Raw genomic sequence first — 20,971 nt, 5'->3', positions numbered from 1 at the left:
AGGGCAGCATTCTGTGGTCGAAGTGCGGCCACCGTGAGGAGGTTCGGGTCAGGCGTTGCCCTCGAACAGGCTGGTGACCGAGCCGTCGTCGAACACCTCGCGGATGGCGCGGGCGATCAGCGGCGCGATCGACAGCGTGGTGAGCTGCGGGAAGCGTCGTTCCTCGGCGACCGGCAGCGTGTTCGTCACGATGACCTCGCTGACGGCGCTGTTCTTGAGCCGGTCGACCGCCGGGCCGGACAGCACCGCGTGGGTCGCTGCGACGACGATGTCCGCCGCGCCGTTGTCCTTGAGCGCCTCCGCCGCCTGCACGATGGTCCCGGCCGTGTCGATCATGTCGTCGACGAGCACGCAGGTGCGGCCCTCCACGTCCCCGACCAGCTCGTGCACCTTGACCTGGTTGGCCACGTTCGGGTCCCGCCGCTTGTGGATGATCGCCAGCGGTGCCCCGAGCCGGTCCGACCACAGGTCCGCCACCCGGACCCGGCCGGCGTCCGGGGAGACGATGGTGAGCCTGTTGCGGTCCACCCGGCTGCCGACGTAGTCGGCGAGCAGCGGCAGCGCCCACAGGTGGTCGACCGGCCCGTCGAAGTAGCCCTGGATCTGGGCGGCGTGCAGGTCGACGCTCATCAGCCGGTCAGCGCCCGCGGTGCGGAACATGTCGGCGATCAACCGGGCCGAGATCGGCTCCCGGCCGCGGTGCTTCTTGTCCTGCCGGGCGTAGCCGTAGAACGGGGCGACGACGGTGATCCGCTTGGCGGACGCCCGCTTCAGCGCGTCGACCATGAGCAGCTGCTCCATGATCCACTGGTTGATCGGGGCGCAGTGGCTCTGGATGACGAACGCGTCGGAGCCGCGGACGCTCTCCTGGAAGCGGACGTAGATCTCACCGTTGGCGAAGTCGTAGGCCGTCGTCGGCACGACCTCGACGCCGAGCGCGGCGGCGACCTCCTCGGTGAGCTCCGGGTGCGCCCGGCCCCCGATGAGCACGAGGCGCTTCTCCCCCGTCGTCGTGATACCCGTCATCCGGCCGCTCCCTCGTCGTCGGTGCTGCTGGTCGGCTCCGTGCCACGGGCCCGGCGGGCCGCCTCGGCGGCCGGGGTGCCGGCGCGGCGGCGCTCCACCCACCCCTCGATCGTCCGCTGCCGGCCGCGGGCCACCGCCATCGCCCCGGCGGGGACGTCCTCGGTGATGACGGAGCCGGCGGCGGTGTACGCCCCGTCCCCGATGGTGACCGGCGCGACGAGCATCGTGTCGCTGCCGATCCGGACGTGGTCACCGACGACGGTGCGGTGCTTGGCGACCCCGTCGTAGTTGACGAACACGGTGGCGCAGCCGATGTTCGACCCCTCGCCGATCTCCGCGTCCCCCACGTAGCTGAGGTGCGGGACCTTGGAGCCGGTGCCGATGACGGCGTTCTTCGTCTCGACGAAGGCACCGATCTTGCCGTCGGCACCCAGGCGGGTGCCGGGCCGCAGGTAGGAGAACGGGCCGACGGCGGCACCCGGCCCGATCTCGGCGTCGCTGCCGTGGCTGCGCACGACGCTCGCCCCGGCACCGACCCGGACGCCGCTCAGCGTGGTGTCCGGCCCGACGCTCGCCCCGGTCTCCACCACCGTCCCGGCGTGCAGCTGGGTGCCGGGCAGCAGGACGACGTCCGGGGCCAGCTCGACGTCGACGTCCACCCACGTCGTCGCCGGGTCGACGACGGTGACCCCGGCCCGCATGTGCCGCTCGAGCAGCCGCCGGTTCAGCTCGGCACCCAGCCGGGCCAGCTGGACCCGGTCGTTGACCCCCTCGGTCTGCCACGCGTCGTCCACCCGGTGGGCGGCGACCCGCCGCCCGTCACCGCGGACGATGCCCAGGACGTCGGTGAGGTACACCTCGCCCTGGGCGTTGTCCCGCCGGACGCGGCGCAGGGCGTCGGCGAGCACGGCGGCGTCGAAGGCGTAGATCCCCGAGTTGATCTCGCGGACGGCGAGCTGGTCGGGCGTCGCGTCCTTGTGCTCGACGATCTCGGTGACCGCGCCGTCCGCGTCGCGCACCACCCGGCCGTAACCGGTCGGGTCGTCCACCTCGGCGGTCACCACGGTCACCGCGTTGCCGGCGTCCCGGTGCGCCGCCACCAGGGCCGCCAGGGTGCTGGTCTCCAGCAGCGGGACGTCCCCGTAGGTGACGACGACGGTGCCGCTGAGGTCCCGGGGCAGGACGTCGAGACCGCAGCGGACGGCGCGGCCGGTCCCGGGGACGTCGTCCTGGTCGGCGACGAGCGCGCCCGGGTCGATCTCGGCGACGTGGGCGGCCACCTGGTCCCGCTCGTGGCGGACGACGACGACGAGGTGCTCGGGGTCGAGCCCGCGGGCGGCGGCCACCGCGTGGCCGAGCAGGGTGCGGCCGGCGATCCGGTGCAGGACCTTCGGCGTCGACGACCTCATCCGGGTGCCCTCACCGGCGGCGAGGACGACGACGGCGGCCGGGCGGGACGCGCTCACGCGGCAGGGCTCCTCGGCGTTCGGCGGTGACGTCGACTGGTCATGCTACCGGCGGGCCGGTAACCCCCGCGCCACCGGGACGTCACCGGCTGGCTCCCCCGCAAGGACTCGAACCCTGACCACCAGGACCAAAACCTGGTGTGCTGCCAGTTACACCACGGGGGACCGCCGGCGTGAGGGTACCGCCGCTGGTCGGGGACGGGACGACGTCCGGCCGGCGTCCGGCCCGCGTCCGGACTCGGCAAAGTCTCCCCCGCAGGACTGGACAGGAGCACCGCGTCCGTGGTTACGGTTACGTAGGCGCAACCAAGCCGACCTGTCGACCGAGAGAACCGGGATGACCGCCCCACCACTGCACGACCCCGAAGCCGACGCCGCCCTGCAGTCCCGGATGCTGCTGGAGCTCGAGCCCGTCGTCGCCGAGAACCTGGAGCGCCACCTGCAGGTGGTCCGCGACTGGAACCCGCACGACTACGTGCCGTGGAGCGAGGGCCGCGACTTCGCGTTCCTCGGCGGCGAGGACTGGGTGCCGCAGGACTCGCGGCTCGACCCGGTCGCCCGCACGGCGATGATCGTCAACCTGCTCACCGAGGACAACCTGCCCTCCTACCACCGGGAGATCTCCGAGCGATTCACCCGGGACGCCGCGTGGGGAGAGTGGGTAGGACGCTGGACGGCCGAGGAGGGCCGGCACGGGGTGGCCCTGCGGGACTACCTCGTGGTGACCCGCGGCGTCGACCCGGTACAGCTCGAGCAGCTGCGGATGCAGCACATGAGCGCCGGCTACGACTCCGGCGAGCGCTCGATGCTGCGGACCCTCGCCTACGTCTCGTTCCAGGAGCTGGCGACCCGGGTGAGCCACCGCAACACCGGTCGGGCCACCGGCTGCCCGGTGGCCGAGCAGCTGCTGGCCCGGATCGCCGTCGACGAGAACCTCCACATGGTCTTCTACCGCAACCTCATGGCGGCGGCGTTCGACCGCGAGCCGGACGCCACCATGGAGGCGGTGCGGGACGAGGTCGCCGCGTTCGAGATGCCTGGCGCCGGGATGCCGGACTTCCGCCGCAACGCGATGACGATCGCGCTCGCCGGGATCTACGACCTGCGGCTGCACCACGACGAGGTGGTCCAGCCGGTGCTGCGGTTCTGGAAGGTGTTCGACCGTGACGACCTCGGCCCGCGCGGGGAGGCAGCACGGGAGGACCTCGCTCGCCTCGTCGCCGACCTCGACGCCCGGGCCGCGACGTTCGTCGCCCGCCGGGAGGAGGCCGCGGCCCGACGGGCCGGGCGCACCAGCACGGCATGATGGGCGGGTGAGCCGCGACGACACGCCGACCCCCCGCCCGCCCCGGGCCCGGATGACCGGCAAGCAGCGCCGTGAGCAGCTGCTGGACATCGGCCGCAGGCTGTTCGCCGAGAAGGGCTACGAGGGGACCAGCGTCGAGGAGATCGCGGCCCGGGCACAGGTGTCCAAGCCCGTCGTCTACGAGCACTTCGGCGGCAAGGAAGGGCTCTACGCGGTGGTCGTGGACCGCGAGATCGAGACCCTGCTCGAGGGGATCGCCGGGGCGCTGGTCAGCGAGGGGCACCCGCGCGAGCTGCTCGAGCGGGCAGCGCTGGCACTGCTCGACTACATCGAGAGCTCCACGGACGGCTTCCGCATCCTCGTCCGGGACTCGCCGGTGGCCCAGTCCACCGGCACCTTCGCGAGCCTCATCAGCGACGTCGCGACCCAGGTCGAGCACATCCTCGTCGCCGAGTACAGGCGACGCGGCCTCGACGCCCGGACGGCGCCGATGTACGCGCAGATGCTCGTCGGCATGGTCGCCCTCACCGGGCAGTGGTGGCTCGACAACCGCAAGCCGAAGAAGGCGGACGTCGCCGCGCACCTGGTGAACCTGGCGTGGAACGGCCTGTCGGGGCTGGAGGCCAAGCCAGCGCTGTCGAGCCGCCGCCCCGGCTAGCGACCGCCCGGCGTGCTCGGCACGTCGTGGCCGCACGACGTGGCGCGAGGGAACAGGTGTCTTGACGTCGAGAGGCTACGCTGGCCGGGTGCCGCAGGACGAGGTCGACCGGATCGTCGCGGCCTGGCGGCGCGAGCGCCCCGACCTCGACGTCACCCCGCTCGGCGTCCTGTCCAGGGTCACCCGTCTCGCCCGCCACCTCGACCGGGCCCGCCGGGCCGCGTTCGCTGAGCACGACCTCGAGACCTGGGACTTCGACGTGCTGTCGGCGCTGCGACGCACCGGCCCGCCCTACCAGCTCTCCCCCGGACAGCTCGTCACCCAGACCCTCGTCACGAGCGGCACGATGACCCACCGGATCGACCGGCTCGCCGCCCGCGGCCTCGTCGAGCGTCACCGCGCACCCGGCGACCGCCGCGGCGTCCTGGTCCAGCTGACGGACGCCGGTCTGGAGCGGGTGGACGCTGCTCTTGCGGACCTGCTGGCGCGCGAGCACGAGCTGCTCGGCGACCTGTCCGCGGCGGAGCAGGAGACCCTGTCAGGGCTGCTGCGCCGGCTCGTCGCGCCGTTCGACTCCTGAGCCGGCTGAGCCGCCGTCCCCGGGGGTCGTCCCGAGGGCAGTGCCGTCGAGCGGCACCCCGGCGGCGGGGGCGCGTGCCGCCGGAAGCCACGCGCTGCGGACGGCGTCCCGACCGGACGACTTCGCCGCGTAGAGCAGCTGGTCGGCCTCGGCGACGAGGTCGGCCGCTGCGGCTCCGGACCAGTACTGGGCGACCCCGAAGCTCGCGGTGACCGGCACCCCGGCCGCGGCCGTCCCCTCGGCCACGGCGGCGCGCATCCGCTCGGCCACGGCCACCGCCGCCTCGCGGTCGGTGTCCGGCAGGACGACGAGGAACTCCTCACCGCCCCAGCGCCCGACGGCGTCCAGGGGCCGGGTGTGAGCGGCGACGGACCGGGCGACGTCCCGCAGGACCAGGTCGCCGGCGGCGTGCCCGTGGGTGTCGTTGACCTCCTTGAACCGGTCCAGGTCGAACAGGAGCACCGACAGCGGACGACCGGCCCGGTCGGCGGAGGCCACGTTGCGCTCGAGGACCTCCTCGAGGTAGCGCCGGTTGGGCAGGCCGGTCAGCGAGTCGTGGTGGGCGAGCAGGCGCAGCCGCTCGGCCTCGAGCTGGATCCGGGCGGCCTCGTCCTTGTGCAGCGCCAGGGCGTGGACGAAGACCATCGTCACCATGAGGTACACCTCGTAGCGCACCAGCTCGATCACCGCCGACCAGTCGCCGGTCGCCGTCGCGGCGGGCACGAGCGCCGACAGCGACAGCACGGAGGACACCAGCGGCAGCAGCACCGTTCGGCGCAGCGCCGCGGCGGTGTCGTGGACGACGTAGCCCAGCAGCGCGAGCAGCGGCAGGGTGATGAACGTCCACGGCGTGACCTGCTGCCAGCCGGCGACCGGGTCCCCCCGGTGCAGCTCGAAGCCGAGCCGCAGCAGCCACAGCAGGGAGACCGCGGCGAAGGTCGTCCGCTCCACCGCCCGGGTCAGGTGCGGGCGGTACCGCAGCACCCACCCGGCCCCGAGCAGGTAGACCACGAGCACCGGGTACGTGACCCCCACCACGTGGTCGTCGGCCCGCTGCGTCAGCCAGATGCCGATGATGCTCGGCACCCCGATGGCGATCCCGATGAGGTAGGCCCGACTGCGCCGGACCTGGCGCGTCGGCATGGCACCACCCCCTGGCCCCGCCCCGCTCGTCGGACCCGCTGATGGTAGGGCCGGCACACCACCGGAGGGAACCGGGTCACCCCGCGACGTCGGCCGCGGCCAGCCACTCCTCCTCGAGCCGGTCGCGCTCGGCGGCCAGCTCCCGCAGCCGGGCGTCCAGGGCCGTGACCGCCTCGTGGTCGGTCGCGGACGCCGCGAGCTCGGCGTGCAGCCGGGCCTCCCGCTCCGCGAGGCGGGACAGCTGCCGCTCGATCCGGGCCATCTCCTTGCGCGCAGCCCGGACCTCGGTCGCCGACGGTGCGGCGGCCGCACCAGTCCCACCAGTGTCCCCGCGGCCGGACGCCGCAGCCCCGGCGCCGCCGGCCAGGGCGGACGTCGCCGTCCCCGCGCGCTGGCGGCCACGGCGCAGGGCCAGGTACTCCTCGACCCCGCCGGGCAGGTCACGCAGGGTGCCGTCACCGAGCATCGCCACCTCCCGGTCGGCGACCCGCTCGAGCAGGTACCGGTCGTGGCTGACGACGACCAGGGTCCCAGCGAACCCGTCGAGGACGTCCTCGACCGCGGCCAGCGTGTCGGTGTCGAGGTCGTTCGTCGGCTCGTCGAGCAGCAGCACGTTCGGCGAGTCCATGAGCAGCCGCGCCAGCTGCAGGCGCCTGCGCTCACCGCCGGAGAGCTCCCCGACCGGCGTCCAGGCCCGCTCCCGGGTGAAGCCCAGCCGCTCGACGAGCTGCGCGGCCGTCACCTCCCGGCCGTCGACCTCGACCACCCGGCGCTCGTGCTCCACCGCCTCGACGACCCGCAGGCCGGCGACCTCGTCGAGCTCGTGCAGGTCCTGGCTGAGAAGCGCCATCCGCACGGTCCGCCCCCGGCGGACCCGACCGGCGTCCGGGGTCAGCTCGCCGGTGACCAGCCGCAGCAGGGTCGTCTTGCCCGACCCGTTGGCGCCCACGACCCCGACCCGGTCACCGGGCCCGAGCCGCCAGGTCACGTCGTCCAGCAGCACCCGGCCGCCGACCGCGTAGGTGACCCCCTCGAGGTCGACGACGTCCTTGCCGAGCCGGGCGCTGGCCGTGCGCTGCAGGACGAGCGGGTCCCGCGGCGGCGGCTCGTCGGCGACGAGCGCAGCGGCCGCGTCGAGGCGGAAGCGGGGCTTGGACGTGCGGGCCGGAGCGCCCCGGCGCAGCCAGGCGAGCTCCTTGCGCAGCAGGTTCGCCCGCCGCTGGGCCGCGACCGCCGCGGTCCGGGCGCGCTCGGCGCGGGCCAGCACGTACGCGGCGTACCCGCCGTCGTAGACGTCGACGGTGCCGTCGTGCACCTCCCAGGTGCGCTCGACGACCTCGTCGAGGAACCAGCGGTCGTGGGTGACGACGACGAGGCCCCCACGGCCGGCCGGCCACCGCTGGCGCAGGTGCGCGGCGAGCCAGGCGACCCCGTCGACGTCCAGGTGGTTGGTCGGCTCGTCGAGCAGCAGGACGTCGTGGTCGCCGGCGAGCAGGTGGGCGAGGGCGACCCGTCGCCGCTGGCCCCCGGACAGCAGCCGCACCGGCGCCTCGACCCCGCCCGGGACGTCGGCCTCGACGTCCCCCAGCAGCCCGTCGAGCACGTCCCGGACCCGCGGGTCGGACGCCCACACGTGCTCGGGCCCGGAGCCGACGACGGCCTGGCGGACGCTGAGGTCGCCGTCGACGGCGTCCTGCTGGGTGAGCCGGCCGACGCGCAGGCCGCCGGTGTGGGTGACCCGACCGGCGTCCGGGACGACGTCACGGGCGAGCAGCCGCAGCAGGGTGGACTTGCCGTCCCCGTTGCGGCCGACGACCCCGACCCGGTCCCCGTCGTCGAGCCCGACCGAGACGCCGTCGAGCAGGGTGCGTGCCCCGGCGTGCACGGTGACGTCCTCGACGTTGAGCAGGTGCGCCACGGCGACCTCAGTGCAGGACGACGGGCTCGACCACCCGGGCGCCGGGCACCGGCCCACGGACCCGGCGCACGCTGCGGACGACGCCGGACGCGGTGAGCGCGACCGACAGGTCCAGGGCGTGCTCGGCGTCGCGGACGAGGAACGCCACGGTCGGTCCCGACCCGGACACGACACCGCCGAGCGCGCCGTAGTCGCTGCCCACCTCGAGAACCCGCTCCAGGTCCGGGAGCAGGTTGACGGCGGCCGGCTGCAGGTCGTTGCTGAGGGCGGCGCCCAGGGCCTGGGCGTCGCCGGAGCGCAGCGCCTGCATCATCCCGGCCGGGACGCGCGGCTCCGGCAGCGCCCGGCCGGCGCGCAGCCGGTCGCACTCGGCGTACACCTCGGCGGTGGACAGCCGCGCCGAGGACAGCGCCAGGACCCAGTGGTACTCCCCGCGGGCCAGCGCGGGGGTCAGCCGGTCCCCGCGGTCAGTGCCCAGCGCGGTCCCGCCGACCAGGCAGAACGGCACGTCCGCGCCGAGCTCGCCGCCCAGCTCGACGAGCGCGTCCCGGGACAGACCGGTCTGCCACAGCGCGTCGCAGGCGACGAGAGTGGCCGCTGCGTCCGCGGAGCCACCGGCGAGCCCGGCCGCCACCGGCACCGTCTTGGTGACGGTGAACCGGACGGCGGGGTCCACCCCGGTGCGCTCGGCGAGCAGGGCCGCGGCCCGCAGCGCGAGGTTGTCGGGCCCGGTCGGGACGCCGTCGGCGTACTCGCCGCGCACGACGACCTCGAGCCCGTCGCCCGGCTCGGCGAGGACGTCCTCGTACAGGGACACGGCGTGGAACACGGTGGCGAGGTCGTGGTACCCGTCCCGGCGGACGGCTCCGACGGCGAGCGCGAGGTTGATCTTGGCAGGTGCCCGGGCGGCGACCTGCGGCGACGACCTCGACATACCCAGACCCTAGGGGACCAGGGCGAGCCGGGCGTCCGCGACCGCCGCGAACTCGGCGACCCCGAGCCGCTCGCCGCGGTCGGTCGGGTCCACCCCGGCGGCCCGCAGCACCTGCTCGGCCGCGGCGGCCGACCCGGCCCAGCCGGCCAGCGCGGCGCGCAGCGTCTTGCGGCGCTGGGCGAACGCGGCGTCGACGACGGCGAAGACCGCCTCGCGGCCGGCGCGGCTGGCAGGCGGCTCCCGGCGGGTGAGCCGCACCAGCGCGGAGTCCACGTTGGGCACCGGCCAGAACACGCTGCGCGGGACCGACCCGGCCAGCCGGACGTCCGCGTACCAGGCGGCCTTGACCGTCGGCACGCCGTAGGTGCGGCTCCCGGGGGCGGCGGCGAGCCGGTGGGCGACCTCGGCCTGGACCATGACGAGCGCCCCGGTGAGGGTGCCGAACCGTTCGAGCATCGTCAGCAGCACCGGGACGGCGACGTTGTACGGCAGGTTGGCCACGAGGTGGGTGGGCGCCGGGCCGGGCAGGTCCCGGACGTCGAGGGCGTCGGCGGCGACCACCTCGAGCCGGTCGGCGAGGTCGGGTCGGTGCTCGGCGACGGTGCGCGGCAGCGCCCCGGCCAGGACGGGGTCGACCTCGACGGCGACGACCCGCCGGGCGGCCGCCAGCAGGCCGAGGGTGAGCGAGCCCAGGCCGGGGCCCACCTCGACGACGACGTCGCGGGGACCGACGTCCGCGGTGCGCACGATCCGCCGGACAGTGTTGGCGTCCACGACGAAGTTCTGCCCGAGCGTCTTGGTCGGCCGGACGCCGAGACGGCCTGCCAGGGCCCGCACGTCGGCGGGCCCGAGCAGGCCGTCGGGTACCGGGTGGTGGGCGCTCAGCGCAGCCCCAGCTTGGCGGAGCAGGACGGCCAGGCGCTCCAGCCCTGCTGGGCCCGGAGCCGCTCGCCCATCTGGATCTGGGTGGCGCGGGAGGCCTGGTGCGGGTACCCGGTGCCGCCGACCGCGCGCCACGACGACAGCGAGAACTGCAGGCCGCCGTAGTAGCCGTTGCCGGTGTTGATGGACCAGTTGCCGCCGGACTCGCACTGCGCCAGCCGGTCCCACACCGAGCCGGAGGCGACGGCGGGCGCGGACGACGTCGAGCCCGAGCTGCTCGCGGTGCTGGTCGCCCGCTCCTTGGTGCCGACGAGGACGACCTGCGGGGTCGGCTCGGTCGTCACCTCGTCGGAGACGAGCTTCTTGCCGATCTCGGTGCCGTTGGCGAAGACCTTCTCGTAGGTGAGGGTGCGGACGCCGGCGACGCCCTTCTGGGCGACCTTCTTCTCGCCGCTGTAGAGGTCGTCGGTGCGCCGCTCCTCGGTCGGGAAGGCGATCGCCTTCTCCTCCACGAGGGCGTCGGTGGTGATCCGGGTGACGGCGACCGTCAGGCCGTCGGTGACCGGCGTGTCGGCCGGCAGCGAGAGCAGGTCCCGCTCCCCGACGGTGACACCGATCTCGGCCAGCAGCGCGCCGACGTCCGGCGCGTGGGTCTCCGCGGCGATCATCTCGCCGTCCACGGCGACCTGGACGCTGCGGGGGGTGGTGAGCTCGACCTCCAGGCCGTCACGGCCCAGGCCGGTGGAGCGGGATGCGGACAGCACGGCCCGGTCGGCGCGCACGTCGAGGTCGTCGAGGGCCTCGCCGAGGGTCAGGGCGTGGGTCCAGTAGGTCTCGGTGTCGCCGTCCACGGTGAGGGTGAGCTCGCGGGCGAGCCGGACGACGACACGCTCGCCGTCCTCGACCTCCTCCTGGGGACCGGGGACGACGATGTCGCGCCCGGTCACCTCGAGGTCGGCGGCCTCCAGGACGTCGGCCACGGTGTCACCGTGGGCGCGGACCTGCTGGGTCTCGCCGTCGACGGTCAGCTGCACGGTGGTGTCGGCGGTGGCGAAGGACGCGGTGCCGGCCACGAGGGCGGCGACGACGCTGGCCTGGCCCGCGACCCGGGCGCGACGGCGCGTCAGGCGAGCGGTGGGGAGCTTGGGCACGGTGGAGTGTTCCAGTCATTCAGGGTTCCGGGGGCAGTCCCCGGCGGGCCGCATGACCGTAACCGGATCGAGACCTGCGAGTCGAACCCGAACGGTTGACTTGACAGGCTTTTTGCCTGCCACGGGGTTTCTCCGTGACCGCGGTCGCCGCCCGGATGACCTACGACGTGACCGTCACCACGTTCCGTAGACCTCCGTGGTCGCGCGGTCCAGCCGCAGGCACATCTCGGTCACCGACAGTCCCAGCACGTCGGCCATCACCCGGACGGTGTGCGGCACGAGGTGGCTGGCGTTCGGTCGGCCCCGGTGCGGCACCGGGGTGAGGTACGGCGCGTCCGTCTCGACCAGCACCCTCTCGGGGCCGGCGGCCGCGAGCGCCTCGCGCAGGCCTGCGGCGTTGCGGAACGTCACCGTCCCGGCGAACGAGAGGTACCAGCCGTTGCGGACGCAGGTGCGGGCCAGGTCCGCGTCGCCGGAGAAGCAGTGCAGGACGGTGCGCGGCGGTGCGCCCGCGTCGGCGAGCACCCGGAGCACGTCGGCGTGCGCGTCGCGGTCGTGGATCTGCAGCACCCGGTCCGTGCGCCCGGCCATCTCGACGTGCGCCCGGAACGACTCCTGCTGGGCGGCCAGCGCGGCGTCGTCGTCCGGGTCGGTGCGGTAGTGGTCGAGCCCGGTCTCCCCGACCACCCGCACGCGCGGCTGACCGGCCAGCCGCTCGATCTCGGCGAGCGCCTCGTCGAGCAGGCCCTCGCGGGCCAGCCGCGGCGCCTCGTTGGGGTGCACGGCCACGCCGCCGATCAGCCGAGGGTGGCGGCGGACGGCCTCGACGGTCCAGCGGGCGGCCGGCAGGTCGCAGCCGATCTGCACGGCCCGGTTCACGCCCACCGCCTCGGCCGCGTCCAGCAGGGCGGTGACCTCCTCGTCGGTGGGGAAGCGCCGGCCCGGCCCGTCGGCGTCCCGCAGCGTGCCGGGGATGTCGAGGTGCGTGTGGTTGTCGGCGACCGGCGAGGGCAGCGGCTCCGGCAGCGGCGGGTACCCGGGGGGTGCGGTGGTCACTGCGACGCCCTGTCCTGCAGGCGCTGCAGCTCCTCGGCGACGACGGACTCGTCGAGCTTGCGGAAGATCGGGGACGGCCGGCCGACCGGCGTCCCCGGCACGACCGGGGTGCTGCCCCACGGGGGCTGGTCCCGGTAGTCACCGGTGATCACCGGGTAGCCGGGGCCGCCGTCGAGGTCGTCGACCTCGTCGATGCGCGGCATCGGCTGGAACACGCCGGTCCCCCCGAGGGCCTCGTGGACCTGCTGGCTGCTGTGCGGCAGGAACGGGGCGAGCAGCCGGTTGCAGTCGCTGACCGCCTGGGCGGCGACGTGCAGCACGGTGCGCATCCGCTCGGGGTCGCTGGTCCGCAGCTTCCACGGGGCCTGGTCGGACAGGTACCGGTTGGCCTCGCCCGCCGCGCGCATCGCCTCGGTGACGGCCTGCTTCTGCCGGTGGCTGCCGATGAGCTCGCCGACCGGCGCGAACGCTCCCCGGACGGCGCCCAGCACCTCGTGGTCGGCGTCGGTGAGCGGGCCCGGCTCGGGGATGCTGCCGACGTTCGTGTGGATGAGGTTGGCGGTGCGGTTGACGAGGTTCCCCCAGGTGCTGACGAGCTCGTCGTTGGTCCGGCGCCGGAACTCCGCCCAGGTGAAGTCGGTGTCGTGGTTCTCCGGGCCGGCGACCGCGATGAAGTACCGCAGCGCGTCCGGCTGGTAGCGGGCGAGCATGTCCCGCACGTAGATGACGACGCCGCGGCTGGAGGAGAACTTGCCGCCCTCCATGGTGAGGAACTCGCTGGAGACGACCTCGGTGGGCAGCTGCAGCACGCCGTACTTGCCGGGGGTGCCGCCCCGGGCGCCCTGCCCGTTGTATCCGAGCAGCTGGGCCGGCCAGATCTGGCTGTGGAAGGTGATGTTGTCCTTGCCCATGAAGTAGTAGGACCGGGCCGTCGGGTCGTTCCACCACCGGCGCCACGCGTCGGGGTCGCCGCCGCGGCGGGCCCACTCGATGGACGCCGACAGGTAGCCGATCACCGCGTCGAACCACACGTAGAGCCGCTTGGCCGGGTTGTCCTCCCAGCCGGGCAGCGGCACCGGGATGCCCCAGTCGATGTCCCGGGTCATCGCCCGCGGCCGGACGTCCTCGAGCAGGTTCATGGAGAACCGGATGACGTTGGGCCGCCACGTGCCGGTGGCGGCCCGGTCCTGCAGCCACGCGCCGAGGGCGTCGGCCAGCGCGGGCAGGTCGAGGAAGAAGTGCTGGGTCTCGACGAACTCGGGCCGCTCGCCGTTGATCCGGCTGCGTGGGTTGCGCAGGTCGACCGGGTCGAGCTGGTTGCCGCAGTTGTCGCACTGGTCGCCGCGGGCGCCGTCGTAGCCGCAGATCGGGCAGGTGCCCTCGATGAACCGGTCCGGCAGGGTGCGCCCGGTGGACGGCGAGATCGCACCCTTCGTCGTCCGCTCCACCATGTACCCGTTGCGGTGCAGGGTGCGGAACATCTCCTGGGCCACCGCGTAGTGGTTGCGGGTCGTCGTCCGGGTGAACAGGTCGTAGGACAGACCGAGGGCGTGCAGGTCCTCGACGATGACCCGGTTGTAGCGGTCGGCGAGCTCCCGCGCGGTAACCCCCTGCCGGTCCGCCTCGACGAGGATCGGCGTCCCGTGCTCGTCGGTGCCCGAGACCATGAGGACGTCGTGACCGGCCATCCGCATGTACCGGCTGAACACGTCGGAGGGCACCCCGAAACCGGCGACGTGGCCGATGTGGCGGGGGCCGTTGGCGTACGGCCAGGCGACGGCGGACAGCACGGAGGTCATACCGGGCAGCCTAGTGATCGCCAGGAGGCTGACCGCCCGGAGGCGGCTCCTGCGGGCGGGCCGCGAGCGCGGCGTCGTACAGCACCCGCTTGGGCAGCCCGTGCCGGTCGGCGACCGCGGTCACGGCGTCCTTGAGCCGGACGCCGTCGGCGAGCAGGGCGAGCACCTCCGGCAGCAGGTCCTGGGGCCGGGCGGGGGCCGGGTCGGCGCCGGCGACCACGACCGTGACCTCCCCGCGGACCGGTGACTGCTCCGCCCAGGCGGCGAGCTCGGCGACGGGGCCGCGGCGGACCTCCTCGTAGGTCTTCGTCAGCTCGCGGCAGACCGCGGCCGGCCGCTGCGGGCCGAAGGCCTCGGCGACGGCTGCCAGCATGGCCGCCAGCCGGTGCGGTGCCTCGAACAGCACCATCGTGCGCGGCTCGTCGGCCAGCGCGGCCAGCGCGCGGCGACGCTCCCCCGGCCGGCGCGGCAGGAAGCCCTCGAAACAGAACCGGTCGGTGGCCAGACCGCTGACCGCCAGCGCGGTGAGCACCGCGGAGGGTCCCGGGACGGCGGTCACCGGCAGGCCCGCGTCGACGACCGCCCGGACCAGCCGGTAGCCCGGGTCGGACACCGACGGCATCCCGGCGTCCGTGACGAGCAGCACGGTGCGACCGGCCCGGACCTCCTCGACGAGCCCCGCGGAGCGGGAGGCCTCGTTGTGCTCGTGGTAGCTGACCACCCGTCCGGCGGGCTCCACACCGAGGGCCGAGCAGAGCCGGCGCAGCCGGCGAGTGTCCTCGGCGGCGACGACGTCCGCCGCGGCGAGCAGGCGGGCCAGCCGGGGCGGGGCGTCCTCGACGTCCCCGATCGGGGTGGCGGCGAGGACGAGGCGTCCCGGGTCGGTCATGGGGGGCAGTCTCCCGTACCCATACCCTGCGGCGGTGAGCGAGGGGACGGTGCGGCGGCGCTGGGAGGTGGCCGCTGAGGCCGTCCCGCCGCAGCTGCTCATCGTCACCGGCGCCGTCGTCCTGCAGACCGGGTCGGCGGTGGCCACCCGGCTGTTCGACGTCCTGGGGGCTCCGGGCGTGCTCGCCCACCGGATGGGCATCGGGGCCCTGCTGCTCTTCGTCGGCGGGCGGGCGTGGCGGCGCCGGCCGGCGCGCGCCGCGCTGCCCGCGGTCGTCGCGTTCAGCACCGTGCTGGGGGCGATGAACCTCTTCTACTACCTGGCGCTGGAGCGGATCCCGCTCGGCGCCACGGTCGCCCTCGAGCTGACCGGGCCGCTCGCGGTGGCGGTCGCCGGGTCCCGCCGGCGCCTCGACCTGCTGTGGGTCGCCCTGGCCGCCGCCGGCGTGCTCGTGCTGACCAACCCCTCGACGGCGGGGCTGGACCCGGTGGGGGTCGCCCTGGCGCTGGGCGCGGGCGCCTGCTGGGCCGGGTACGTGCTGCTGGGGGCACGGGTGGCCCGCGCCATCCCGGGGACCTCCGGCCTGGCGTGGGCGATGCTCATCGCCTCGCTGTGGCTGGTCCCGCTCGGGGCGGTGACCGCCGGACCGGTGCTCCTCGACCCGCGCTGGCTGCTCGCCGGGGCCACGGTGGCGGTGATGTCGTCGGTGCTGCCGTACTCCCTCGAGCAGGTCGCGCTGCGCCGGGTGAGCACCCAGGCGTTCGGGATCATGCTGAGCCTGCAGCCGGCCGTGGCCACCCTGGCCGGGCTCGTCGTCGCCGGGCAGCGCCCCGGCGCGCCCACGCTGCTCGGTATCGGCCTCGTCGTCGCGGCGAGCCTGGGCGCCGTCCCGGCCCGCCGACGGTGATCGCGCCGGGCCCGCACCTAGCATGCGGCGGGTGAGCGCCACCGACGTCCGGGTGCCCACCGCGCCCGGGCGGCAGCGCGGCCGGGTCAGCGAGGCCGGCCTGCGGCGCCACCTCGTCGGCCGGCGGCCCACCGACACCCTGTGGGGCTGGGTCGGCCCGCTGCTCGTCACCGCCCTGGCCGGCGTCCTGCGGTTCTGGCGGCTGGACCAGCCGCACCAGCTGGTGTTCGACGAGACCTACTACGTCAAGCAGGGCTACAGCCTGCTGCGGTTCGGGTACGAGCGGCGCTGGCCGGAGGACGCCGACGAGAGCTTCACCGCCGGGACGCCGGACGTCCTGCTCACCGCCGCCGACTTCCCGGTCCACCCGCCGGTCGGCAAGTGGATGATCGCCGGGGGGCAGTGGCTGCTCGGCGTCGACAGCGGCTGGGGGTGGCGGTTCGCCGCGGCCGCTGTCGGCACGCTGTCGGTGCTCGTCCTCGCCCGCGCCGCCCGGCGGCTGTTCAACTCCACCCTCCTCGGCGTCGTCGCCGGGCTGCTGCTGGCCGTCGACGGCCACCACATCGTCCACAGCCGGACGTCCCTGCTGGACATCTTCCTGTCGTTCTTCGTGCTGGCCGCGTTCGCCGCCCTGCTCGTGGACCGGGAGCGCAGCCGGGTCCGGCTGGCCCACCTCGTCGCCACCGCCCGCGCCGACGGCCGGCCGCTCGGCGCCGTCGGGCCGGGGCTCGGGCTGCGACCGTGGCGGCTGCTCGCCGGCGTCCTGCTGGGCCTGGCGGTGGGTACCAAGTGGTCCGGGCTGTTCTACCTGGCCGCGTTCGGGCTGATGACCGTGCTGTGGGACGTCGGGGCACGCCGGGCCGCGGGACTGCCCGGCTGGCGCTGGGCGCTGCTGCGCGACGGCGTCCCCGCGTTCGTCTCGACGGTGCCGGTCGCGCTGCTCACCTACCTCGCCTCGTGGGTGGGCTGGTTCCGCTCGGACGACGCGCACCTGCGCACCTGGGGGGCGCAGAACCCGGACGGGCCGCTGGCGTTCCTGCCGGACTCGCTGCGCTCCCTCGGCAAGTACCACGCCGACATCCTCAGCTTCCACACCGGCCTGACGTCGGAGCACCCGTACGAGGCGCACCCGTGGTCGTGGATCGTGCAGGGCCGACCGACGTCCTTCTTCTACGAGGGCCTCGAACGCGGCGAGGGCGGCTGCCTGGCCGAGTCCTGCTCCCAGGCGATCACCTCGGTGGGCAACCCGGTGGTCTGGTGGGGCGGGGCGGCGGCGCTCGTCGTCCTGCTCGTGCTGTGGGCGCTGCGGCGGGACTGGCGGGCCGGTGCGGTGCTCGGCGCGGTGGCCGCCGGGTGGCTGCCGTGGTTCTACTACGACGCCGTCGACGACCGGACGATGTACGCGTTCTACGCCGTCGTGTTCGTGCCGTACCTCGTGCTGGCCCTCACGCACGTCATCGGGCTGCTGCTCGGCCCGCGCGGGGTGCCGCGGCGCCGGCGAGCGGTCGGCGCCGTGCTCGCCGGGGCGCTCGTGGTCGGCGCGGTCGTGCTCGAGGCCTTCTTCTGGCCGGTCCAGGTCGCCGAGGTGATCCCGTACTCGCAGTGGCAGATGCGGATGTGGTTCCCGAGCTGGATCTGACCGGTGCCCCCCGCCGTCCGCCCGGTGGGTGGCGGAGGGGACCCGGACGGCAAGCGCCCCGCCCGGGTGGTCTGGACGGGGCGTCGTGCTGCGGGGTGGACCTCCGTAGAGAGTTCGAGAACCCTTGCCCAGCCTTGAAAACGGTGACTTCTCGCAGGTCGCGGGGCGTCTACCGACGAGATTGGAGGCCGTCGGAACCGTCCGTGGTGGACTCGCGAGGGCAGATGGTGCGCGCAGTTGGGATGACTCAAACCTTTCTGAGCCCCGCGCAGGTGGACGAGCTGGTGGCCCTCTACGAGGCAGGCGCGACGCTGGTGGAGCTGGGTGAGCGGTTCGGCGTGCACCGCCGCACGGCTGCTGCGCATCTGGTCCGCCGCTCGGTCCCGATCCGCAGGCGCGGTCTCGATGAGTACAACCTCGCCGAAGCCGTCGAGCTGTACACCGACGGGTTGAGTCTGATGGAGGTCGGCCTGCGGTTTGGGGCCAGCCAGCAGGCGGTCAGGCGCGCGCTCGCCACGGCGGGCGCCACGATGGGACCCAGCGGGCGGGGTGCGAAGGTCAGCGCCTGACATGTCGAGCGGGAGAGGCCCAGCGCCACAGTGACATGAGGTGGGGTGTCAGTGCGACTTCGTCGCGCTGGGCGGGACCGCAAACGTGCATCGGCGAGCAAGGGGACCGGGCGCTGGCAGCATGGCGGCGACACCAATGAGGATGGTCCCTACTAGAGTCAGAGAGGTGGAGGATTCTCGTGGTGTACGCGCTTGAGGTCGCGACGTCAGCCCCGCGGGCTGGACGTCGTTTCGAGCCAGTCCAGGAACGCGAGTTGCATCAAGATGCGCTCCGAGCCGTTCGGGACCTGCACGGCGCGAGTCGGGGCCTCGTCGTTGTTCCAGAGTTCGCTGGTCCGCTCGGCGTCCCAGACTTCACCGCATACGTCGGTGACATCAGCCGGGTCCGGCGCCGTCACAACTTTAACGCGCCCCCCATCGTCACCGAGTGGGAAACAGGAATCCTGTCTGTGGCACATGTAAGGCGGGCATCCAGTGCACAGAGCGTCGCGCGTTCCCTGGGCTGGCCGGTCGAAACTATCACTGATCGTCTAAAAGGCCTCGTAAAACGAGGGGCCTTGATTGAAGTCTCACCTGGGCGATACGTCCGGCCGGAGTCACTGGAACCGGGCGGACGCCTATACGCGGTTGAGGCGAAGGTGGATGACTGGCGATCTGCGCTACGTCAGGTCCGTACCTACAGGGTCTGGGCCGACAGCTATGTGCTCGTAATGGGCCAGCTCACTGAGCGCGCCGAGACGGCCCTGACTACCGAAGTGCGACGAGACCGCGGCGGGCTCATGGTGGCTGGCCGCTGGATCGTTCGGCCGCGCCTGGGCAACGCCGCCCCACGCCGTCGGGTTCAAGCGTGGGAGTTGTTCGCCGCAGCAACACGGGGAGGCCTAAACGATCCAGCCCTCGCTCTGCGCATACATGCGTAGACCCTGCTGATATGGCGTGACCCACGTTCCAGACCGGTCGCGCATCCCTGTCGTGGCTCGTACTGCCGCCCAATTGGTCGAGGCGGCCGAGTACATCGCGTCAAGCTCGTCGTACCGCTGCTTGTACGACGAGCCGCCTCCCTGAATGCGTCGGACGGCGGCGTCGAGTTGGGCGACATGGTGCAGAAAAGACTCCTTCGGACCAGGCGCGGTCGGCAGACCGCCGAGGCGAGCCGCCAGTGTCGGGTCCTGCTGCGCCAGCAATGCGCCCTCCGCCTTTTCCAACGTGCCCAAGAGACCCAGAACGGTCGGTCGTTCGTACCAGCTCGCCATGCCGGTGCTCTCCGGACGCGCTACATAGTCCGTGTACGAGACGACGCGCTGCCGTTTGTCCCAACCGGTACCGATTGTGGATGCCCCGGCGGCTACGGCGGGGAGCGCCGCGAAGTCACCGTGTGAAATGTGTACGGGCGCATACTCGCTGAGGGCTCTGACCGTCCTGCAAACGCCGAACACCTCGTCAGCGGTGAGCTTTGGGGGGAGGTCGTTGTCAGGTTGGACGAATGATATGAACCAGCCCACTGGGGCGAGTGCGGCGAGGGCGCCAACGTGCGCGTCAAGGTCGCGTCCGTCGCTCCAGAATGTGCCCACGCCGGCGATAGTGAGGTGCGCGGTCGGCTGGAGTTCCAGCGCAACCTTCGCAGTTTCCAAAGCCAGCGTACTCACGTTGTTCAGCCCGGAAGGCAAGAGAGGAGCGGGCGCAAGGTACGGCGCACTCACCTCTGCCTGTTGCTTGAAGACGCGACGGGCGTGCTCACGGCGGTAGGCGTCCTGCGTCAGATCGCCAACCGGCCCGCCCCACAAGTTGTAGTCGGCGTAGTAGCGGAAGTCTCCAACGCCTGGCATCTGGAGAGCGTGCGTGGTCGCGTCAAACCAGCAGGAGACGCCCGCGGCTCTGAACTCATCAACTCGGTTCGCAATGCCCGGCTTGTTGCCGGAGCCACCACGGTGGCCAAGAGGCGACGCCCACGGGGTGATGACGGCTCCAGATGCCGTGCCCGCGCGCTGGGCCTCGGCGATCCAACCGGCCTGGAACGGGCGAGGGCTGTCCTCGATAAACGTTGTCACGGCGTCGCCTCCAGCGCATCGCGAAGCGCAGCAGCATTCCGGAACCGGCGGGCAGGTTGCGGATGAAGTGACCTGTGAACGATCTCGACCTGCTGGGCGCTCAGGTCGGAACGGTGCTCTCCCAGGGGCCTCATCACGCCCCGTTGTAGGCGCGACATGTAGTCGTAGTCATCTCCCGTCCAGGGAAAGGGCGAGACTCCGCTGAGAGCCGTGTACATCAGGATGCCGACCTGGAAGACGTCGGACATCTGCATCGGACCGCCGCTGTAGCTATTGAGGTGCTCTGGTGTGAGATAGCCGCGCGTCCCCGGCTGTCCTGCGACCGTGAGCCCCGAGCGCAACGTATGTCGCGCAAAACCGAAGTCAAGCACTTTGTACGTGCCGTTACTGAGCCGTCGCACGTTGTTCGCGCTCAGATCGCGGTGGATCACCGACTTCTCGTGTCCCGCGGCAAGGCCATTGGCAATCTGAACCCCGAGTGACTTCGTGTCGTCCCATGACCACTGAGTCCCATCGAGCAGACCTCCCAGGTCGTCGCCGTCCAGGTACTCCTCGATCCATGCGGCGGCGTGAACAGGAGAGCCCAGTTCCACCAGCTCGGACTCGACCTTCACCACGTTGGGATTGTCGATGTCCGCCAGAAGTTGCACCTCACGCTCTGCGCGCTTCAGTGTCTCGTCAGTCGTGAACTCCAACGCCACTACTTTCAGCACGAAGGTCTGCCCGTCCCGCGAGACCCGGCGAACAGCCTTCTGGCCGCCAACGGCACCGATCGGTCCGTCATCGGTCAGGGCGAGGGCCGCGGCCGCTTCCCTCACCAGAGCTTCATCGGCGACAGTCATGACATGAACCTAGTCGCGACTACTCGTCGCCACGCATCACGACCGACGTCGGCGTGTCCAGGTCGAGAGACGGAAGTTGTCAAGGTGGTTGAGGCCAGTGGGAGTTAAGCGGCGGGTTCTTCGGGGATCGGTTCGGCTGGTTGCTGCTCGGGCTGGTT

General features: G+C 73.0%; 19 protein-coding genes and 1 tRNA gene. 6 read left to right on the top strand and 14 right to left on the bottom strand.

Annotated features, from left to right (window positions below):
- Nucleotides 1-48: 48 nt before the first annotated feature.
- The 3 genes from ACFP6A_RS04250 to ACFP6A_RS04240 form a co-directional block, all read right to left on the bottom strand.
- Nucleotides 49-1,026: a ribose-phosphate diphosphokinase gene (locus tag ACFP6A_RS04250; protein ID WP_379601805.1), complete on the bottom strand. Its 978-nt coding sequence runs from the start codon at nt 1,024-1,026 to the stop codon at nt 49-51.
- Nucleotides 1,023-2,435, bottom strand: coding sequence for a bifunctional UDP-N-acetylglucosamine diphosphorylase/glucosamine-1-phosphate N-acetyltransferase GlmU (glmU, locus tag ACFP6A_RS04245; protein ID WP_379602159.1), 1,413 nt, complete (start codon nt 2,433-2,435; stop codon nt 1,023-1,025). Before glmU ends, ACFP6A_RS04250 begins: the two co-directional genes overlap by 4 nt.
- 147 nt (nt 2,436-2,582) lie before the next feature.
- Nucleotides 2,583-2,657, bottom strand: a tRNA-Gln gene (locus ACFP6A_RS04240).
- 172 nt (nt 2,658-2,829) lie between these two features.
- Between ACFP6A_RS04240 and ACFP6A_RS04235 the strand changes: the two genes are divergently transcribed.
- From ACFP6A_RS04235 to ACFP6A_RS04225, 3 genes are all read left to right on the top strand, one after another.
- Nucleotides 2,830-3,798, top strand: coding sequence for an acyl-ACP desaturase (locus tag ACFP6A_RS04235; RefSeq protein ID WP_379601804.1), 969 nt, complete (start codon nt 2,830-2,832; stop codon nt 3,796-3,798).
- Between the two features lie 52 nt (nt 3,799-3,850).
- A complete protein-coding gene (locus tag ACFP6A_RS04230; RefSeq protein WP_379602158.1) occupies nt 3,851-4,456 on the top strand; it encodes a TetR family transcriptional regulator in 606 nt (201 codons plus the stop codon).
- Nucleotides 4,457-4,544: 88 nt separating this feature from the next.
- On the top strand, nt 4,545-5,036 hold the full coding sequence (locus ACFP6A_RS04225) for a MarR family winged helix-turn-helix transcriptional regulator (protein ID WP_379601802.1): 492 nt from the start codon (nt 4,545-4,547) through the stop codon (nt 5,034-5,036).
- On the opposite strand, the gene ACFP6A_RS04220 is transcribed toward ACFP6A_RS04225, so the two are convergent.
- The 8 genes from ACFP6A_RS04220 to rsmI form a co-directional block, all read right to left on the bottom strand.
- On the bottom strand, nt 4,995-6,179 hold the full coding sequence (locus tag ACFP6A_RS04220; RefSeq protein ID WP_379601800.1) for a GGDEF domain-containing protein: 1,185 nt from the start codon (nt 6,177-6,179) through the stop codon (nt 4,995-4,997). The genes ACFP6A_RS04225 and ACFP6A_RS04220 overlap by 42 nt on opposite strands.
- A 76-nt stretch (nt 6,180-6,255) precedes the next feature.
- The gene (locus ACFP6A_RS04215) at nt 6,256-8,097 is read right to left on the bottom strand and encodes an ABC-F family ATP-binding cassette domain-containing protein (protein ID WP_379601798.1); all 1,842 of its coding nucleotides are present in this window, start codon (nt 8,095-8,097) and stop codon (nt 6,256-6,258) included.
- Between the two features lie 7 nt (nt 8,098-8,104).
- Nucleotides 8,105-9,031 (bottom strand): 4-(cytidine 5'-diphospho)-2-C-methyl-D-erythritol kinase, encoded by a 927-nt coding sequence (locus ACFP6A_RS04210; protein ID WP_379601796.1) that lies wholly within the window; start codon nt 9,029-9,031, stop codon nt 8,105-8,107.
- 9 nt (nt 9,032-9,040) lie between these two features.
- Nucleotides 9,041-9,868, bottom strand: a complete 828-nt coding sequence (gene rsmA / locus ACFP6A_RS04205) for a 16S rRNA (adenine(1518)-N(6)/adenine(1519)-N(6))-dimethyltransferase RsmA (protein ID WP_379601794.1) — start codon at nt 9,866-9,868, stop codon at nt 9,041-9,043.
- A 44-nt stretch (nt 9,869-9,912) separates the two neighbouring features.
- Nucleotides 9,913-11,064 carry a transglycosylase family protein gene (locus ACFP6A_RS04200; protein ID WP_379601792.1) on the bottom strand — a complete coding sequence of 384 codons (1,152 nt, stop codon included), beginning with the start codon at nt 11,062-11,064 and terminating at the stop codon, nt 9,913-9,915.
- 174 nt (nt 11,065-11,238) lie between these two features.
- Nucleotides 11,239-12,120, bottom strand: coding sequence for a TatD family hydrolase (locus ACFP6A_RS04195; protein ID WP_379601790.1), 882 nt, complete (start codon nt 12,118-12,120; stop codon nt 11,239-11,241).
- Nucleotides 12,117-13,919 (bottom strand): methionine--tRNA ligase, encoded by a 1,803-nt coding sequence (gene metG / locus ACFP6A_RS04190; protein ID WP_379601788.1) that lies wholly within the window; start codon nt 13,917-13,919, stop codon nt 12,117-12,119. The genes ACFP6A_RS04195 and metG overlap by 4 nt, the downstream gene beginning before the upstream one ends.
- Before the next feature lie 10 nt (nt 13,920-13,929).
- Nucleotides 13,930-14,808 (bottom strand): 16S rRNA (cytidine(1402)-2'-O)-methyltransferase, encoded by an 879-nt coding sequence (gene rsmI / locus ACFP6A_RS04185; protein ID WP_379601786.1) that lies wholly within the window; start codon nt 14,806-14,808, stop codon nt 13,930-13,932.
- A 34-nt stretch (nt 14,809-14,842) separates the two neighbouring features.
- Between rsmI and ACFP6A_RS04180 the strand changes: the two genes are divergently transcribed.
- The 3 genes from ACFP6A_RS04180 (at nt 14,843) to ACFP6A_RS04170 (ending at nt 17,923) form a co-directional block, all read left to right on the top strand.
- On the top strand, nt 14,843-15,715 hold the full coding sequence (locus tag ACFP6A_RS04180) for a DMT family transporter (RefSeq protein WP_379601784.1): 873 nt from the start codon (nt 14,843-14,845) through the stop codon (nt 15,713-15,715).
- A 22-nt stretch (nt 15,716-15,737) separates the two neighbouring features.
- Nucleotides 15,738-17,354 carry a dolichyl-phosphate-mannose--protein mannosyltransferase gene (locus ACFP6A_RS04175; protein WP_379601782.1) on the top strand — a complete coding sequence of 539 codons (1,617 nt, stop codon included), beginning with the start codon at nt 15,738-15,740 and terminating at the stop codon, nt 17,352-17,354.
- A 272-nt stretch (nt 17,355-17,626) separates the two neighbouring features.
- On the top strand, nt 17,627-17,923 hold the full coding sequence (locus tag ACFP6A_RS04170; protein WP_379601780.1) for a hypothetical protein: 297 nt from the start codon (nt 17,627-17,629) through the stop codon (nt 17,921-17,923).
- Between the two features lie 206 nt (nt 17,924-18,129).
- On the opposite strand, the gene ACFP6A_RS04165 is transcribed toward ACFP6A_RS04170, so the two are convergent.
- The 3 genes from ACFP6A_RS04165 to ACFP6A_RS04155 form a co-directional block, all read right to left on the bottom strand.
- On the bottom strand, nt 18,130-18,321 hold the full coding sequence (locus tag ACFP6A_RS04165) for a hypothetical protein (protein ID WP_379601779.1): 192 nt from the start codon (nt 18,319-18,321) through the stop codon (nt 18,130-18,132).
- A 483-nt stretch (nt 18,322-18,804) separates the two neighbouring features.
- On the bottom strand, nt 18,805-19,971 hold the full coding sequence (locus ACFP6A_RS04160; RefSeq protein ID WP_379601778.1) for a hypothetical protein: 1,167 nt from the start codon (nt 19,969-19,971) through the stop codon (nt 18,805-18,807).
- Nucleotides 19,968-20,813: a serine/threonine protein kinase gene (locus tag ACFP6A_RS04155; protein ID WP_379601777.1), complete on the bottom strand. Its 846-nt coding sequence runs from the start codon at nt 20,811-20,813 to the stop codon at nt 19,968-19,970. The genes ACFP6A_RS04160 and ACFP6A_RS04155 overlap by 4 nt, the downstream gene beginning before the upstream one ends.
- Between the last annotated feature and the right edge of the window lie 158 nt (nt 20,814-20,971).

Source organism: Quadrisphaera sp. GCM10027208, from assembly GCF_042658805.1.
Taxonomy (GTDB): Bacteria; Actinomycetota; Actinomycetes; order Actinomycetales; family SCSIO-59966; genus SCSIO-59966.
The sequence above is the reverse complement of the archived record's forward strand: the minus strand, read 5'-3'. Positions and strand labels throughout refer to the sequence as shown.

What these genes read in the sequence shown, in the direction of transcription:
- ACFP6A_RS04250 (WP_379601805.1), bottom strand. Translation starts at nt 1,026, where the DNA reads ATGACGGGTATCACGACGACGGGGGAGAAGCGCCTCGTGCTCATCGGG.
- glmU (WP_379602159.1), bottom strand. Translation starts at nt 2,435, where the DNA reads ATGAGGTCGTCGACGCCGAAGGTCCTGCACCGGATCGCCGGCCGCACC.
- ACFP6A_RS04235 (WP_379601804.1), top strand. Translation starts at nt 2,830, where the DNA reads ATGACCGCCCCACCACTGCACGACCCCGAAGCCGACGCCGCCCTGCAG.
- ACFP6A_RS04230 (WP_379602158.1), top strand. Translation starts at nt 3,851, where the DNA reads ATGACCGGCAAGCAGCGCCGTGAGCAGCTGCTGGACATCGGCCGCAGG.
- ACFP6A_RS04220 (WP_379601800.1), bottom strand. Translation starts at nt 6,179, where the DNA reads ATGCCGACGCGCCAGGTCCGGCGCAGTCGGGCCTACCTCATCGGGATC.
- ACFP6A_RS04210 (WP_379601796.1), bottom strand. Translation starts at nt 9,031, where the DNA reads ATGTCGAGGTCGTCGCCGCAGGTCGCCGCCCGGGCACCTGCCAAGATC.
- metG (WP_379601788.1), bottom strand. Translation starts at nt 13,919, where the DNA reads ATGACCTCCGTGCTGTCCGCCGTCGCCTGGCCGTACGCCAACGGCCCC.
- rsmI (WP_379601786.1), bottom strand. Translation starts at nt 14,808, where the DNA reads ATGACCGACCCGGGACGCCTCGTCCTCGCCGCCACCCCGATCGGGGAC.
- ACFP6A_RS04175 (WP_379601782.1), top strand. Translation starts at nt 15,738, where the DNA reads ATGCGGCGGGTGAGCGCCACCGACGTCCGGGTGCCCACCGCGCCCGGG.
- ACFP6A_RS04155 (WP_379601777.1), bottom strand. Translation starts at nt 20,813, where the DNA reads ATGACTGTCGCCGATGAAGCTCTGGTGAGGGAAGCGGCCGCGGCCCTC.